The organism is Cytobacillus depressus, from assembly GCF_008923245.1.
In the GTDB taxonomy this organism is placed as follows: domain Bacteria; phylum Bacillota; class Bacilli; order Bacillales; family Cytobacillaceae; genus Cytobacillus; species Cytobacillus depressus.
The window spans coordinates 97158-108906 of record NZ_WBOS01000015.1; the positions used below are offsets into that span (position 1 = coordinate 97158).

The 11749-nt window shown below is 36.1% G+C and carries 17 protein-coding genes; 6 read left to right on the top strand and 11 right to left on the bottom strand.

Annotated elements, in window-relative coordinates:
* Nucleotides 1-11: 11 nt before the first annotated feature.
* Nucleotides 12-941, top strand: coding sequence for an urea transporter (locus F7731_RS20780; RefSeq protein ID WP_151536715.1), 930 nt, complete (start codon nt 12-14; stop codon nt 939-941).
* A 59-nt stretch (nt 942-1000) separates the two neighbouring features.
* Here the strand turns inward: F7731_RS20780 and F7731_RS20785 are convergent, their stop codons facing one another.
* The 3 genes from F7731_RS20785 to F7731_RS26610 all read right to left on the bottom strand — a co-directional run bounded on the left by F7731_RS20785 (nt 1001) and on the right by F7731_RS26610 (nt 2802).
* Nucleotides 1001-1216, bottom strand: a complete 216-nt coding sequence (locus tag F7731_RS20785; RefSeq protein WP_151536716.1) for a DUF5342 family protein — start codon at nt 1214-1216, stop codon at nt 1001-1003.
* 116 nt (nt 1217-1332) lie between these two features.
* The gene (locus F7731_RS20790; protein ID WP_151536717.1) at nt 1333-2496 is read right to left on the bottom strand and encodes a D-alanyl-D-alanine carboxypeptidase family protein; all 1164 of its coding nucleotides are present in this window, start codon (nt 2494-2496) and stop codon (nt 1333-1335) included.
* Between the two features lie 168 nt (nt 2497-2664).
* A complete protein-coding gene (locus F7731_RS26610) occupies nt 2665-2802 on the bottom strand; it encodes a hypothetical protein (RefSeq protein WP_170289762.1) in 138 nt (45 codons plus the stop codon).
* A gap of 462 nt (nt 2803-3264) precedes the next feature.
* On the opposite strand from F7731_RS26610, the gene F7731_RS20800 reads away from it, so the two are divergent.
* Nucleotides 3265-3717: a cupredoxin domain-containing protein gene (locus tag F7731_RS20800; RefSeq protein WP_151536719.1), complete on the top strand. Its 453-nt coding sequence runs from the start codon at nt 3265-3267 to the stop codon at nt 3715-3717.
* Between the two features lie 74 nt (nt 3718-3791).
* Here F7731_RS20800 and nadE read toward each other — a convergent pair whose 3' ends face one another.
* From nadE to F7731_RS20815, 3 genes are all read right to left on the bottom strand, one after another.
* A complete protein-coding gene (gene nadE / locus F7731_RS20805; RefSeq protein WP_151536720.1) occupies nt 3792-4613 on the bottom strand; it encodes an ammonia-dependent NAD(+) synthetase in 822 nt (273 codons plus the stop codon).
* Between the two features lie 30 nt (nt 4614-4643).
* On the bottom strand, nt 4644-6113 hold the full coding sequence (locus F7731_RS20810; RefSeq protein WP_151536721.1) for a nicotinate phosphoribosyltransferase: 1470 nt from the start codon (nt 6111-6113) through the stop codon (nt 4644-4646).
* Nucleotides 6114-6220: 107 nt separating this feature from the next.
* Nucleotides 6221-7162, bottom strand: coding sequence for a lysylphosphatidylglycerol synthase domain-containing protein (locus F7731_RS20815; protein ID WP_246197357.1), 942 nt, complete (start codon nt 7160-7162; stop codon nt 6221-6223).
* Nucleotides 7163-7358: 196 nt separating this feature from the next.
* Here F7731_RS20815 and F7731_RS20820 point away from each other — a divergent pair, with 196 nt between their 5' ends.
* The gene (locus F7731_RS20820; RefSeq protein ID WP_151536722.1) at nt 7359-7649 is read left to right on the top strand and encodes a hypothetical protein; all 291 of its coding nucleotides are present in this window, start codon (nt 7359-7361) and stop codon (nt 7647-7649) included.
* A gap of 24 nt (nt 7650-7673) precedes the next feature.
* Nucleotides 7674-8471 carry a membrane protein insertase YidC gene (gene yidC, locus F7731_RS20825; protein ID WP_151536723.1) on the top strand — a complete coding sequence of 266 codons (798 nt, stop codon included), beginning with the start codon at nt 7674-7676 and terminating at the stop codon, nt 8469-8471.
* A gap of 144 nt (nt 8472-8615) precedes the next feature.
* Here yidC and crcB (F7731_RS20830) read toward each other — a convergent pair whose 3' ends face one another.
* Together crcB (F7731_RS20830) and crcB (F7731_RS20835) are read right to left on the bottom strand one after the other, a co-directional pair.
* The gene (gene crcB / locus F7731_RS20830; RefSeq protein WP_151536724.1) at nt 8616-8972 is read right to left on the bottom strand and encodes a fluoride efflux transporter CrcB; all 357 of its coding nucleotides are present in this window, start codon (nt 8970-8972) and stop codon (nt 8616-8618) included.
* Nucleotides 8969-9343 (bottom strand): fluoride efflux transporter CrcB, encoded by a 375-nt coding sequence (gene crcB / locus F7731_RS20835; protein WP_246197358.1) that lies wholly within the window; start codon nt 9341-9343, stop codon nt 8969-8971. Before crcB (F7731_RS20835) ends, crcB (F7731_RS20830) begins: the two co-directional genes overlap by 4 nt.
* A gap of 169 nt (nt 9344-9512) precedes the next feature.
* Between crcB (F7731_RS20835) and F7731_RS20840 the strand changes: the two genes are divergently transcribed.
* Nucleotides 9513-10076 carry a YhcN/YlaJ family sporulation lipoprotein gene (locus F7731_RS20840; protein ID WP_151536726.1) on the top strand — a complete coding sequence of 188 codons (564 nt, stop codon included), beginning with the start codon at nt 9513-9515 and terminating at the stop codon, nt 10074-10076.
* A gap of 101 nt (nt 10077-10177) precedes the next feature.
* On the opposite strand, the gene F7731_RS20845 is transcribed toward F7731_RS20840, so the two are convergent.
* Both F7731_RS20845 and F7731_RS20850 read right to left on the bottom strand, forming a co-directional pair.
* Entirely contained in the window at nt 10178-10381 is a 204-nt protein-coding gene (locus tag F7731_RS20845) for a DUF6501 family protein (RefSeq protein WP_151536727.1), read from the bottom strand.
* Between the two features lie 96 nt (nt 10382-10477).
* Nucleotides 10478-11275 carry a VOC family protein gene (locus F7731_RS20850; protein ID WP_151536728.1) on the bottom strand — a complete coding sequence of 266 codons (798 nt, stop codon included), beginning with the start codon at nt 11273-11275 and terminating at the stop codon, nt 10478-10480.
* 199 nt (nt 11276-11474) lie between these two features.
* Here F7731_RS20850 and sda point away from each other — a divergent pair, with 199 nt between their 5' ends.
* Nucleotides 11475-11606 (top strand): sporulation histidine kinase inhibitor Sda, encoded by a 132-nt coding sequence (sda, locus tag F7731_RS20855; RefSeq protein ID WP_151536729.1) that lies wholly within the window; start codon nt 11475-11477, stop codon nt 11604-11606.
* 54 nt (nt 11607-11660) lie between these two features.
* Here the strand turns inward: sda and F7731_RS20860 are convergent.
* Nucleotides 11661-11749 (bottom strand): IS3 family transposase (locus F7731_RS20860; RefSeq protein WP_151534440.1); only part of this gene is annotated, 89 nt, incomplete at its 5' end.

Sequence of the window (11749 nt, forward strand, 5' to 3'; positions counted from 1 at the left end):
GGGAAAAGTAAATGAAAATCAGCAAAACTGCTATTAAATTATTTTTATCTGTTTGTTTTAAAGGAATATCGCAGGTCCTCTTGATCGAGAACGCTATCTCAGGCTTTATCATTTTTTTGGCGATATCCATTTTTTCATTAAAGTTAGGAGTAATAGCATTTTTATCCACTGCGATCGGAGCGATATTTGGAAAATTAGTGAAGATCGATAATAATATTGTTAATCAAGGTTTAATGGGCTATAACTCAGTTTTAACAGGAATTTCATTGATGTTATTACTAACCGGACCTAACCGCTGGGTGATTGCGCTTGTCGGTGCAGTAGTTGCAGCGATTTTTACAGTGGCCTTTATGTATGCGATGAAACCTACCAAGATGCCTATTTTGACTTTTCCTTTTGTATTGCTTGTGTGGCTTATATTGTTAGCGTCAGTTAAATTAAAAATATTTAAGCTTTCTCCAAATCTTTTGCCACAAAACTTACCCGATATTGATCCATCAATAGCGGTTAAAGAGGAGGTCACTGATGCGATTTTCAATGGAATTGGACAAATCTACTTTCTTCATGACATTAATTTTTCTGGATTATTGCTCTTTATCGCCATATTTTGGGCAGGGTGGAAAATTGGGCTATATTCCTTTTTAGGAAATGCAGCCGCAATTCTGTTTGCATATATTCTTGGAGCAGATCCCTCAACTATGATATTAGGTTTTTTTGGCTATAATGCGATTTTAACTATAATAGCCGTCTCATTTTTTTATAATACAGGCTCAAGCCCATCGGCCTTATGGGGGTTAAGTGCAGCATGTTTGACAGTTCCTCTTACAGCTGGAGTAGACGCTTTGTTTGAGCCATATGATCTTCCTACATTAACGCTGCCCTTTGTATTGAGTACATGGATATTTTTATGTGCGAAGAAGATGGTGCGTTCGAATAGATAAAATTGGGGAGAAAAACGAAGAAAAGCCTACAATTCGCTTGTATGCTTTTCTCCTTTTCATTACTGAAGATGTTCTTGCATTAAATCATGTACTTTATCTTCCACTGCTTGTATATGTTCGTCCTCATAATTATTCATTGGTTGAGGATGGAACCAATGAATTTCCTCATCATGGTACACACCGGAATAATCATTTCCACCCATATTGATCGTAAAATGATGACGTTCATGAATTTGATCCTCAAATAATGGCTTTACTTCAAAGTTCTCAAACACTAAAATCCCCCTTTCACTTATATTATTAGTTATGTTCCAATATATAAGGCATTAATCGTGTGTAAAAAAAATTTTGTTCTTGTAATAAAAACGGTCAAATATGATTTTCATTTCTTTTACGTTGCTTTTACTCGTTTCCGTTTTTTAAATTTTCTTACACTTATCATCAATGCAGCAAGGATCAGGATAAGAGTCGCGTATTTTCCATAATAACCCATGGTTTTATTTTCGTTTTGCACTACAGACTTTGGGTGGGATTGCTTTTTTTGTTTTTCAACTAAAATGACCGATTGGATTAGTTCGCCTTGATCATTTGTAAATTGTAATTGGCCATCCGGAGTTAATGTTTTCTGGACGGGTGTTTTCGGTATGGTAACCATGACATCGTTCAAGCCAGTTGTAAATGTTTTATTCTCTGATTCAAAAACATCTGAGTGACTAATATAGCTATGTTTGAATTGATCAAATCCATAGTCTAATAGCTTCTCTGTATCATTATAAACTTCTTTATCTGTTGTCCCTCTTAATACAATTGCTGTTAATTCCATGCCGTCCTGTTTTGCAGTTGTTGCCAAAGTGAATTTTGATTCCGGTACATATCCTGTTTTTCCACCTGTCACCGAATCATAAGGAATTTCCCCTTTTAGCATAAGGTGATGCGTAATTAATGTCGTGTCCCAGCTTTTTCCTTTCCATTCTAATTCCTTCGTACCAAAAGTTTTCCTAAACATTTCATTTTTTAAGGCGTAGTTTGTAATTTTGGCTAAATCCCCAGCCGTTGTATAATGGTTTTGCTCAAATAACCCGTGTGGATTCGTAAAATGAGTATCGTTTACTTTCACTTTTTTTAATAAATATTGATTTAGATGCTTCTCATATTTCTCCATGCTGCCATCAAGATGTTCAGCAATAGCTGTAGCAGCGTCATTTCCCGAATTAATGAGCATGCCTTGGATTAACTTTTTAAGTGGTACTTGCTCTCCCTCTTCTAAGAACACACTCGTCCCACCAGTAGTTGTGGCATCCTCACTAACAGTTACTAAATCATCCAAATCGCCATTTTCGATGGCATAAATGGCTGTCGCAATTTTCGTTAAGCTTGCCGGATACATTCGTTGATCAGCATTTTTTTCATATAAAACAGCTCCAGTTTCTGAGTCAACAAGAATGGCTGCTTCACTTTGAATGTTAAATGTCGAAACTTCATTAGCATAAGCTTTATGAATTATAGGTGTGCAAAAGTAAATAATGCTTAGTAAAAATATAATTGATTTTCTCATTCTAAACCCATCCAATAATAAGTTTTTGTCCATTTTTGATTGTATCAAATTATTATTGTTTAAGTATAACCGTCTTTAAATTGTTACAAAAATGTAAATGGAATAGAATGATTTTGAGACATAAAAAAATCATTCCATATTAAGGAATGATTTTGAGACATAAAAAAATCATTCCATATTAAGGAATGATTTAAGAACTGCAACCGCCGCCGCAGCTTGAACAGCTGGAACCGCCATCCGAATCGCTGCTTGAAGAACAGTTACTACTGCAGCCAAAACCCGAACAGGAGGATGATCCCCCGCCACTCGTCTTTATTTGCTGAATAGGCATGAGTGGATTCAATTCATGTGGAAACTTTTCTGGTGAATACATTTTGTAATAGCCTGTTTCTTAAGTTATTGACATATGAAGGTGATAGGGATTAATGAAGAGCAAGTATAATCGACTTATATTTAGGATTTAAGATTCCAAGATTTGTAGGAATACGCGCATGTTTTAATTTAAACTTCCTTCTTTTTGATAAACTTTTTATAAGAAATATGATAATAACAACCGCAATTGCAAATATAGTAATTGCTGTCACTTTTCCCCACCCTCTCTATATTTATTATTATAAATGTTGTATGTATAATTTTTACAGCCTTCCTGCGTAAATCAGGAGTTAAGACCTGGTTGGTTGTCTTAAAATATTTTATAAATTAGACAAGTTCTCCACCCCTATATGCATATGTTTGTAGTGGACAATCATTTTATAGGAGGAGAAAAAAATGCCATTTCTTGTGTTGAACAAAAGAACAGTCATTATGTTTCTTATCATCTTTCTTACTGTTGCCTCTGCATCAATATGGTTACTAGTAAAGAATGATTCAGTAACAGTTTTTAACCAAGATACTACAAAAACGGTTCGTGAAATTCATATGGTGACTGGAGAATTTAAAGCAAAGCTTCCGAATGGAAAAGAAATTGAGTCTTATCGCTGGGATCCGGGGACCATTTTTGTTCATAAAGGAGAGAAAGTAAATCTGGTGATCACAGGCGTGAATGGGGCCGAGCATCCATTTTCTATTGAAGGAACGGATATTAAAGGAATTGTAAAAAAGGGTGAAGAGACCATTGTGCCCCTTCAGATTAAAAAAGAAGGCGTATACCGTTTAATTTGTCATACCCATCATGGCAAAGAACAAAATGGACCAATGATTGCTTATATTGTCGTTGACTAAATAAAAAGCGCTGGGATATTGCCCAGCGCTTTTTCACTTAATGTAAGCCCTTGTATAAGGCGCTTACGCTTTTCTTATTTCCACCAATCGTCTTGCATGGAAGCGGGCATTCTTCTTTTATGCTCGGATTGAAGATAGCGTTTCTCAATTTTTTCTGCAGCCGCTTTACTTACTTGTTTGCCTTCTAAATAGTCATCAAGCTCATCATATGTGATGCCTAGTTCGGTCTCATCTGCCTGTCCCGGTTTATTGTCTAATAGGTCAGCTGTTGGGACTTTTAAATACAATCTTTCATCTGCCTGTAATTCTTGTAAAAGCGCCCTGCCTTGTCTTTTCGTTAATCCTGTAAGGGGAGTAACGTCAGCTCCTCCGTCGCCAAATTTTGTATAAAATCCGGTAATCGATTCAGCTGCATGATCTGTCCCAATAACGAGTAAACCACTTTCTCCGCCGAACATATACTGGGCAATCATTCTCATTCTTGCCTTCACATTCCCCTTTTGGTAATCACTTAGCGGGTGGTTCTGAACAAGTGAATTGTATTCCTTTTCCATTTCATCAACAGCTAATTTAATATTAAAGACATATTCACGATCGGCTTTAATAAACGATAAGGCAAGCTTTGCATCTTCCACATCCGCTTGAATGCCATAAGGTAAACGGACCGCAATAAACTCAGCTTTATTGCCTTCGTTTCGGAATTCTTCAACGGCGAGCTGGGCAAGTCTCCCTGCAAGAGTAGAATCTTGTCCGCCGCTAATGCCGAGAACATAGCCCCTTGCCTTTGTTTTTTTCAAATAGGCTTTTAAGAAATCAATTCGTTTTCTTTTTTCTTCTTGTGGATCAATTGTTGGCTGAACATGCAACTTCCTCATTATTTCTTGTTGCAAAGTCATTTTCATTCCCCCTGCTTACAGTACTTCTCGTTATTCAATATAAGATTGTTTCATCTTTTCAGCTATTTTTTCGATGTTCTTCATCTTATTATCCCAACATTTTTGACTTAAGTCGACTGGATACTCCGCTGGATTTAATAAACGGCGATACTCTTCCCAAAGTAATTTCAAATTTTCCTTCACAAAATGTTGAATATTATTAAGTTCAGGAATGGAATACACTAGCTTCCCATCTCGAAAAATATCTTTATGCAGTTCTCTCGCTTCAAAATTTGAAACATATTTTTTAATATATGTATGAATCGGATGAAACATCGTCAGCCGTTTTTCCTCTTGCGGATTTTCTTCTTCTAATGTAATATAATCGCCTTCTGATTTGTGATTTTTCTTATTTATGATTCGGTATACGTTCTTTAATCCTGGTGTTGTCACCTTTTCAGGATTGCCGCTAATCTTTATTGTATCGACCATTTGCCCTGCTTCGTTTTCAATTGAGACTAATTTATAGACAGCTCCAAGTGCTGCCTGATCGAAGGCTGTAATTAATTTCGTTCCGACGCCCCATGAGTCAATTTTGGCCCCTTGGCCTTTTAAGTTCATAATTGTATATTCATCTAGATCGCTAGAGGCAATAATTTTTGCGTCAGGAAAACCAGCCTCATCCAGCATTTTTCTTGCCTCTTTTGATAAATAGGCAAGGTCGCCGCTATCAAGTCGAATGCCGATAAAATTGATTTGATCGCCAAGTTCTTTTGCTACTTTAATAGCATTTGGCACACCCGAATTAAGCGTGTCATAAGTATCAACGAGAAAAACACAATTTTTGTGCCTCTTTGCATAGGCATGAAAGGCCGTGTAATCATCTTGATAAGCCTGTACGAGTGCATGGGCATGAGTTCCAGATACAGGAATACCAAACTTCTTTCCTGCTCTTATATTTGAGGTTGAATCAAAGCCGCCAATATAGGCTGCCCTCGCTCCCCATATGGCCGCATCCATTTCATGGGCTCTCCTTGTGCCGAACTCCATCAATTTTTCTGAGCCGACAACTTCTTTAATGCGGGCCGCTTTTGTGGCAATTAATGTTTGATAATTAATAATGTTTAATAATGCCGTTTCAATTAATTGCGCTTGAGCCAGTGGGGCTTCAATGCGCATAATTGGCTCATTGCCGAATACGAGCTCTCCTTCTTCCAAGGAACGAATATTGCCCGTAAACGTTAACGTTTTTAAGTATTCAAGAAAGTCTTCCTGATACCCTAAATCTTCTCTTAAATAAGCAATATCACTTTCGGAGAAACGAAATTGTTTTATGTACTCAATCACTTTTTCTAATCCGGCAAAAATCGCATAACCATTTTTAAAAGGAATTTTTCGAAAGTATAGATCAAAAACGGCTTTTCTATTATGGATCCCGTCGTTCCAATATGTTTCGGCCATATTAATTTGATATAGATCAGTATGTAAAGTTAAACTATCATCTGGATAAAGTGAGCTCATAAAGAAACCTCCTAGCTGCCTGGTTGTATAATAGTACCATTTTACCCTCAATTCTTTCTCATTACACGAAAAGGATACCGAACTACTCTAATTTTCAATTATTCCGATTAATGTCGTTTCCTTTTTGCTACGAACTGATAGATGACGAAAGGAGTTGCAAGCAAAACCGGAAAAATATAATAGCTCAGCCGGTAAAACATGATGATTAATAAACTTAACTCTGCCGGAATCCCATGTGTCTCCATCCCAATTAAAAATACAATATCAAAAGAGCCGATTCCTCCCGGTATTAAGCTAATAATTCCAGCACATGCCGAAATAATAATAATCGGAAAAATAAGTGCAAATGGAATCGAAACATTTAATAAATGCGCAATCGCCCATATACATAGTCCGACGAAAAGCCATTCAAAAATTGAAACCGTCATCAATTCTGCAATATAGCCTTTTTGTAAATTTTCTAAACTCCAAAACTTTTTGCGAAACGAAAAGACGACTAACAAAAACGGCGTATAAGCTGCAATTGCCCAAACCGCATATTTCATAAACTTTATTTCCGAATAAACATTTAAATCAGAGAAGACAATCGTCCATGAAAGGATGGATAAACCGGTTAAATAAAACAACGACATTTTTGCGATAATACGAATATATTGAACATGATTTTCCACATATTTACGATAATAAAAGGAGCGTAACGTAGCGCCCGCAACTCCCCCAAGCCCAACTAAATTAGAAAAGGAATTGGCTGATAATGAATAAAACACAAGCTTTCTTTTCGGTACTTTTATATTAAAAATGTGTAAAAGGATGACGTCGTAAAAATACATCGGCACAAGCGCGATTAACCCGATAAAAAGGATGATCAAAATTCTTTCAAATGAAAGCCTGTCCAAATACAAATTCATTAAATCCCAGTTAAAATCTCTAAATAATCCTTTCGCTTCATAGCTAATAATCATCAAAATTAAAATAGGAAATATAACCTTTGCTATTGTTAAAATCGTTTTTCGGTTAATATAAGACAAAATACCCCACCGTTCAATCAAATAGTAAGTCCATCCTATATTCTATTACTTCCTTATATTCCATACAACTGTAAAATGAAACTTCATTCATATGTTTGCCCTGTTAATTCCACTTGATGATTTTCAAAACTATGTAATTGGATGGTGTTCTCAATTGCTTCATAGCCAAAAATCAATTATAATTAGATCATTGCCCTTAAGTTTTGAGGTGATTAAAATGCTAGAATTTTTTATGGATGCTTCCAATATTCCAGCTGATTATACAATTTATATGAGCTTGGTATTGGGACTTATGATGAAATACTTATGGGTTTGGAGTATTGAATATTCATTTCATGATTCACAAAATGATATAAATAAAATAGATTCATTAACGATTCTTCCAGAACAGCATTTTCATTTTAATTCGCTATTTAATCCTGTATTACATTGGATTACGAAGTGTGCCAGAAAGAAAGACGGTCTAGGTGATGACCCAGACAGTGAATTCTCCTATTTATTGACATAAATAATAATAGGAGGTAATTCTTAAATGAAAACAAAGAAAAACTTTTTGATTTTAATGCTTATTTCAGCTGTAACTCTTTTCTTATCTGCATGCTCTGCACAAAATGGACAAAGTAATGACGGATTTTTTCATAAATACGCCGTTGAACCATTTGCTTCTTTAATTCATGGAACAGCAGCTATTTTTCATGATAATTATGGAGTTGCGATCATTATTATTACACTTGCCATTAGACTGCTTCTTATGCCGCTCATGTTAAAGCAATATAAAAATCAGCGTCATATGAAAGAAAAGATGGATTTTTTAAAGCCAGAAATGGATGAAATTCAAAAGAAACTAAAAGCAACAAAGGATCAGAAAGAACAGCAAAAGCTGCAACAAGAAATGATGGGCTTATACCGGAAACACGGTGTAAATCCTCTGAATATGGGCTGTCTTCCAATGCTGATTCAAATGCCAATATTAATGGGCTTTTATTATGCTATTCGAGGATCAGCGGAAATTGCTTCTCATTCCTTCTTATGGTTTAATCTAGGTCATTCCGACATTTGGATTACAGCTCTTGCGGGTATCGTTTACTATTTCCAATTTAAAGTTTCCCAAGCGACGATGCCGATTCAACAGCAGCAACAGATGAAGTTTATGGGGCTTTTATCCCCTATTATGATCGTCATGGTATCATTAAATGCTCCAGCTGCTTTACCGTTATATTGGACCGTTGGCGGGATTTTCTTAACGATTCAAACAATCATTGGCAAAAAGCTTTATCCGACAACTAGCACAGTAATGGAAAAAACAGCACAGCCAATTAGTGAGAAATAATTGAGGGTGACATTTGTCACCCTTTTATTTTGTCTAGCTGCACAAGGAAGACTTCGACAGCCATCGCACGAGTAAAATCGTTAGCTTTTAAGAGGACGTGGCGGTTTTTAGTCGACGTTCTTCTGTCGAGGTGCTTCCACTTTTCTATTTTCCAACAAAATATCCGATAAAGGCAAAAAAGATACCAAACGTATATGTGATGACAATATAAAGGATTGCCGGCAACCTTTCCTTTGATTGAATAAGCTTAACTGCTTCAAGGTTTAGTGTTGAAAAGGTTGTAAACGCCCCCATGAAACCAGTGCCAAATAAATAGTAAATATCTTTATCCCCAGAAGAGCCAATAATAAGTCCTAATAAAAATGAACCGATAAGATTTACAGTCAGCGTTCCTAATGGAATTTTACCCAAAAGCGGTTCTTTTAATAATTGGGATACTTTGAAACGCGCAATAGCCCCCAAAAATCCGCCGATCGCAATGAGTAATAAATGGATGATCATTTTACCTCTACCCTTCTTAAGCCAAAATAAACGGCAAAAAGCCCACCAAACACACTAAGAAATACATATAAAAAGGCATAAAAATATACTCCTCTTTCCAATAATAGGACTGTATCTGTGCTTAAAGTCGATAAAGTTGTAAAGGAACCAATAGCACCTGTTCCGATCGCTAATTGTAATCGGCGACTTATTTTATCGTTGCTACCGAAATAATTTGTAACAAAGCCCAGGAGATACGCACCTAGTATATTGGTTATTAATGTTCCAATTGGAAAGCTCTCAGCTTTCCAGACATGCTCCGACATGTATGAAATAAAAAAGCGCAATAAACTGCCTATTACCCCACCTATCCCTATATATAAATAAATCAATAAAATCCCCACCTTCATAGTTATTTTACCTAAAAGGAATAGATGCTAAAACAAAAAAGAAAATGGCCATGTTGGAATAAATATCTTTATACGGAAAAAAGCACATGGATATGATAAATACGAGGATGGAATGATAAAAATGATTCATATTTGAAAGGAGGAATTTTGGATGAAAGCGAAAGCATTATTAGCTGGTATACTTACAACGGCAGTTCTTACTGGGTGTGGTGTGACTAATAAAGGTGTGAATGACACAGCCTTTAGGAACCGTAATGTAACAGAGCCAACGAGGGTAAATAATCCAATTACGAATGATAACCGTTTCAATACGGATAGAAATTTCACAAACACGGATTTAACGCCAGTAAGAAATAATACCGGCTTTAATAATAACTCAAGAATGCGTGTAGCTGACGAAGTGGCTGATAGAATCGTCGCTTTACCGGAAGTTGACAAAGCCAATGTCATTGTTACAAATGATAATGCATATGTTTCGGCAAGACTTGTGAATAATACGAATGGCTTGTCCCGGGACGTTGAGAGAAAAATTGCCGATCAAGTAAAAGCCGCTGACCCTAATATAAATGATGTATATTGCTCAGTGAACCCGGGTTTCTATAATCAGATGACTAACTATTCCAATAATATTCGAAACGGTCGTCCGGTTGAAGGGTTCTATAATGATTTTACAACATCAGTCCGTCAAGTATTCCCGGATCATTTTAATCGCTAACATAAAAAAACCTGCCAGTGGCTATAGTGTCACTGGCAGGTTTTTTAACGGACATTTTAGCATCCGAATGCGTTCGAAATGTCCGTTTTAGCCCCACTTAATTAGGCATCTTGGAAATAATCCTTATAGAAGCCACCGACTTTTCCTGAGTTATCAATAATGAAATAAAATTCCTCTGTTTCATTTTTTACTTCGTATTCTTTTCCAGCTGTTAAGGCTCTGTTGACAATATATTTAGCTGCATTTGTATGAACACATTTTACTTTCTTTAAAGTTTCTCGTTCATTCCAGTTTAAATGAATCATTTGCTGCCACTCCTCTTTCATAATAATGCTAGTATAATAAATATTACTAACTAACTGCAAGATCATTCTTCTGTTTTGTTGTAATAAGCACGGGTATCATTGATAAAATGATCCATACAAGGAAAAAGTTCCATGAAAAAGTTGCGGGCCGAATTGAATGGAAAAAGGTCTTTCTCCGCGTGATTGCAGTGTATGATAGATCATTCCCTCTTCATTTAACGGCTCGCAAAATATAATCTCTGTATTCCCGCTTAAAACTGTTGCTTTTTTCAAAGAGGAAACGGAGTCTAATCCAATGCTCTTAATAGGAAAATCGAACAGTCTCGACCACTCACTTGCAGATTGTTCTGCATTTCTACAAGCAAAAAGGATGGACTTAATTTGGTGTTTTTCCAATTTTCCATCGATCATATCCATTTCTTTTAGCTCTTTGAACCGTACTTCGTCTGATTGCCCCCATTCAATGAAAAATGGAAAAGGCAAGGTTGATTCTCCCTTAATAAAAAGCATTTTCCAATGGATGATTGAGCCATCCTGTCTTTTTCTACTTCCGGGGAAAATAGGCAATGTACTGCATCCCTTCTCTTCCAGCTCCTTCTTAAGCTTCTCAATATTAGTTGTACGAAAACAAATTTGCCCAATCCCTTCCCCATTATGTAAATCAGACACCAATTGACTAATTAAAGGATTATCACAAGTTTCCGCGTTTACTTTGTTTTCCATTGCTAAAAATTCAATATAGGATGTTCTAGCATAAAGTAAGCTATTATATGTCCCCCACTTTTCATGGCTTCCTCCCATAGCTCCTTGAATGCCTTGCTTTTGCCATTCCTTGATTGCTTTCTTTGGATGTCCCTCAATAAAATGAACGATATGATCAAACTGTAACTCCATTCAAACACACTCCTATTCATGAGTCGGTTATTTTATCATATCGATGTTATTAGATTATTTCTAATAATTGCTCTCCATTTTCTAGGAAAGAAGTTTTTTAAATTTTTTTAAAAAATAGGGTTTTCAAAATGGAGAGAAGCGTTTAAAATGAAAAGAATAGCAAGAATATTCAATCCATTTCCTTAGGAGGTCATGCAAAATGAAAATTATGAGTAATGAACAGTTGGTCGTCTCGTATCGTGATGCATTGAAGTCTGGTTCAGAGAAAGAATGGATTCGGATATTGAAAATGGAAATAAAAAAGCGTGGTTTAAAGGCTGTTAACAAGTAATGGAAAAGCAGAGTGATATGCTTGATCTGACCCAAGAAAGTTAGACATAAGTACTTAGGCTGCTTCAAGGACCTGAGTTCGGTATTCCACCGGGCTTAGGTCTTTTAATTTTGCCTTCATACGTTTGTTATTATAATAGTAAA

Bases quoted from the DNA above. Each gene is read 5' to 3' on its own strand.
- F7731_RS20780 (WP_151536715.1), top strand. From the start codon at position 12: ATGAAAATCAGCAAAACTGCTATTAAATTATTTTTATCTGTTTGTTTT.
- F7731_RS20790 (WP_151536717.1), bottom strand. From the start codon at position 2,496: ATGAGAAAATCAATTATATTTTTACTAAGCATTATTTACTTTTGCACA.
- F7731_RS20800 (WP_151536719.1), top strand. From the start codon at position 3,265: ATGCCATTTCTTGTGTTGAACAAAAGAACAGTCATTATGTTTCTTATC.
- nadE (WP_151536720.1), bottom strand. From the start codon at position 4,613: ATGACTTTGCAACAAGAAATAATGAGGAAGTTGCATGTTCAGCCAACA.
- F7731_RS20810 (WP_151536721.1), bottom strand. From the start codon at position 6,113: ATGAGCTCACTTTATCCAGATGATAGTTTAACTTTACATACTGATCTA.
- F7731_RS20820 (WP_151536722.1), top strand. From the start codon at position 7,359: ATGCTAGAATTTTTTATGGATGCTTCCAATATTCCAGCTGATTATACA.
- yidC (WP_151536723.1), top strand. From the start codon at position 7,674: ATGAAAACAAAGAAAAACTTTTTGATTTTAATGCTTATTTCAGCTGTA.
- crcB (WP_151536724.1), bottom strand. From the start codon at position 8,972: ATGATCATCCATTTATTACTCATTGCGATCGGCGGATTTTTGGGGGCT.
- F7731_RS20840 (WP_151536726.1), top strand. From the start codon at position 9,513: ATGAAAGCGAAAGCATTATTAGCTGGTATACTTACAACGGCAGTTCTT.
- F7731_RS20845 (WP_151536727.1), bottom strand. From the start codon at position 10,381: ATGATTCATTTAAACTGGAATGAACGAGAAACTTTAAAGAAAGTAAAA.
- F7731_RS20850 (WP_151536728.1), bottom strand. From the start codon at position 11,275: ATGGAGTTACAGTTTGATCATATCGTTCATTTTATTGAGGGACATCCA.
- sda (WP_151536729.1), top strand. From the start codon at position 11,475: ATGAAAATTATGAGTAATGAACAGTTGGTCGTCTCGTATCGTGATGCA.